Below are 3,369 nucleotides of genomic sequence, written 5' to 3' on the forward strand. Positions count from 1 at the left end.
GAAGGAAGAAAAAATATCAATTGTTTGTTATCTGATGCTATGAAAACTTATAGTTTCTACCTCATAAAACATGAGAAATTCTGTAATTTTGAGAATACTCAAGAGAGTGAATATATTATTCAACAATCAACAATTAATAATTAATCAAATAATTCAGCTTTATTAGCCATGAATGTAAATTTACCGAAATAATTAATAATTAAACAATTAAATAATTAAATAATTAAATAATTAGATAATTCACGCCTTGAAGCCTCTCCTTTCAAGGGAAAAAAAATAAATATTTTCCTTATTTGTCAATCCTCTCCCTTTTAGGGAGAGGTAATTATCAATTATCCATTAATGAACCCATCGATTCAAGCCTTAATATATAGTCATTTCAAATAAGGATGAAACACTTTTTTGCCTGAAATATTTTCAAGGAAAGAAACACTTGTCTCAGTCTTATTCAGAATGACTATATTATTTATAAACAGTCTAGAAAATATCCTCAAACATGAAAACTTAATACTTTATTTTTAGCCAAAATAAACCTCAAACCTAACCCCTAACACTTAATACCAATTCCCAGAAATAATTCTATACTTCCTCAATAATTCAGTTATTAAGTAATAACTAAATTTCAGGAATGTTTTTAACGATTATCGGCTAAAACCGAAGATATTTTATTTTGAATTCCCTACTCCCTACTCCCTATTCCCTATTCCCTGTTTTCTAATATCCATCAGTTCCGATAGTAGTATGATCGTATTCTGCCATTGATAAATCAACTTCTCTAGCTCGAAACAAATTACACCATCCCAATTTGGCATTCTCTAACTTGGCTTTTTCTAGGTTAGCTCCTCTCAAATCTCCATGCCTTAAATCTGTATCTCTTAAATTTGCATTATATAAGTTTGCTCCTTGCAAATTAACTCTACTCAAATTTGCACCACGAAGATTAGCATAACGCAAATTAGCTCGCGATAGATTTGCCTGTTGAATATTACTATCAGATAAATTAGCTTTATAAAGTTTAATATCTCCCATTTCTACTTCTTCCAAATTACATCCTTGGAGGTTAGCTTGATTCAAATTTGCATAGGGTAGATAAGCTTTTTTTAAATTACAACTTTCTAAATTAATTCCTTCTAAATCAGCTTCAAACAATTCTATATTACTTAAATCAATGGCACAAAATTCTCTTTGACCTTCAGCATATCTCCATAGTAATTCCTCTGCACTCATCTTCTGCATCTTAATATTTTTACCGAAAAATTAAGGTATAAAGCCTCTCCATTCATGGAGAAAAAAGAAAAAAAATCTTTGTAGCCAATCCTCTTCTTTATAAGAAGAGGTAATTATTAATTATTAATTATTGAAGGCTACTTTTTAGCAGTTGATAATCATCATTTATTAAATAAATAATGGGTTTTTATACTTATTATACTTATCAGGGTTTATACTAAGATGGCCTTATAAAAATTACTGAGATCCTAATCCTTTTTTAAGATTTGTAAAATTTCCATTCATATAGCGCTACGCGCGAGGGAATAGGGAATAGCGGTGCTACCCCGCGTCGGCGTAAGACGCAAACGCCAGTTCCTTCAAGTTGGGAGACCCGCCCAAGGGACTGGCTTGGGAACCCGCACCAAGAGAGGGAATAGGGAATAGTAAACTGTCAAAGGGTTTTTCGTATAGGGAAAAGCTCCGCTAACAGGATTTAGAAATGTTCTAACCTTAATGAGTAGCGCTATAAATGTCAAAATCATAACTATCGAATAATTAGAATCATTGCCAAATAAACCCTAATAATAAAGATGCCAGAAATTAGACAATCTATTGCTCAACATTACCATGAGCGGACAAAATATGACCCAGAAACGATTGGGAGTAAAAATCACCAGCTAGACTGGGAAAATCAACCAATACCATTCAAAGAGTATAAAGTCGGGACAACTATTGACCTAAAACCTTATCTGCAAGAAAAAATTAATCTAGGAAAAGATTCTCAAGAAGGAGAAAACCTATCCAACTTACTTGTATGTAGCTATGGCTTAACTGGTAAGATAACAACAATTATGGGAACTCATTACTTAAGAGCAGCTCCTTCTGCTGGAGGGTTGTATCCAGCAGAGGTTTATTTAATTTCCCGTGGCACAACTCTATTGCCCCCAGGATTATACAATTATCAGGCCAAAACTCATTCATTACTGAGATTTTGGGACAATAGAACATGGCCAGAATTGCAGGATGCTTGTTTTTGGCATCCAGCTCTAGAAAATACAAAATTAGCGATCGCCATTACTGCTATATTCTACCGTTCTGCTTGGCGTTATGAAGACCGCGCCTATAGACGAATATTTTTAGATACAGGTCACTTACTAGGTAACATTGAACTAGCTTCTGCTTTTAGTAATTATCGGCCACATCTGATTGGTGGGTTTAATGATGAAGCAATAAATCAAATGCTTTATTTAGATACAACTGAAGAACAGGCGATCGCCATTATTGCCCTAGCAGACTTACTAGATATTGAACAAAATCTTCCTCTATGGCAAACTGCTCTACCTTCTGGCACTCAAACAGATTATCCAATGGTTCCAGATGGTGAACTGCTAAAATATTTACATGAAGCGACTCACATTAACTCAAATTCTCCAAAAGTACCTGCTTGGAAAACACAAGAAACTCCAGAATATTCAGAAGATAAATATAACTTTCCATTTTGTACGAAAGTTTCCACTGTCACTCCGTCTATTGTATGGGGTAAAGACTTAGAAGGTCTGAGAAAGACAATTCTCAAACGACGTTCCACTCGCGCCTATACTGGAGAAGCTATTGCTTTGAAAGAATTATTGGCTGTTTTAGATTTTACCTATCAACCCCACCATTACTTTAATCAAGAATTAGATCGTAATCCTGATTATTTTGACCTAAGTTTGATAGAGACCTTTATTGCAGTTTCTGGAGTAGATGGTTTAGAAGAGGGTTGTTATTATTATGCTCCAATGGCTCAAGAGTTCCGACAAATTAGGTTTAAAAATTTCCAAGAAGAGTTACATTATTTGTGCTTAGGTCAAGACTTAGGTAGAGATGCTGCTGTTGTTTTGTTTCATACTGCTGACCTGAAAAAAGCTGTAGGCAAATATGGCGATCGGGTTTACCGTTACCTCCATGCAGATGCAGGTCATTTAGGGCAAAGACTGAATTTAGCAGCTATTTATCTGGGTTTAGGTGTTAGTGGTATCGGCGGTTTCTTTGACGATCGTGTGAATGAAGTTTTAGGTATTCCTGTAGATGAGGCGGTTGTTTATATTACAACTTTAGGTCGTCCCCAATAGAGGAGTATGGGAGTATGGGAGTGGGGGAGTAGGGGAGTAGGGGAGT

2 protein-coding genes are annotated in these 3,369 nt (G+C 34.9%); one reads left to right on the plus strand and one right to left on the minus strand.

Going from position 1 to position 3,369, the window contains the following annotated elements; genetic code table 11:
• Positions 1–714: 714 nt before the first annotated feature.
• Positions 715–1,227 (minus strand): pentapeptide repeat-containing protein, encoded by a 513-nt coding sequence (locus AFK68_RS05215; protein WP_371357242.1) that lies wholly within the window; start codon positions 1,225–1,227, stop codon positions 715–717.
• 572 nt (positions 1,228–1,799) lie between these two features.
• On the opposite strand from AFK68_RS05215, the gene AFK68_RS05220 reads away from it, so the two are divergent.
• Positions 1,800–3,323, plus strand: coding sequence for a SagB/ThcOx family dehydrogenase (locus AFK68_RS05220; protein ID WP_094671871.1), 1,524 nt, complete (start codon positions 1,800–1,802; stop codon positions 3,321–3,323).
• Positions 3,324–3,369: the final 46 nt, after the last annotated feature.

The sequence above is a fragment of the Hydrocoleum sp. CS-953 genome (genome assembly GCF_002260545.1).
Taxonomy (GTDB): Bacteria; Cyanobacteriota; Cyanobacteriia; order Cyanobacteriales; family Microcoleaceae; genus Trichodesmium.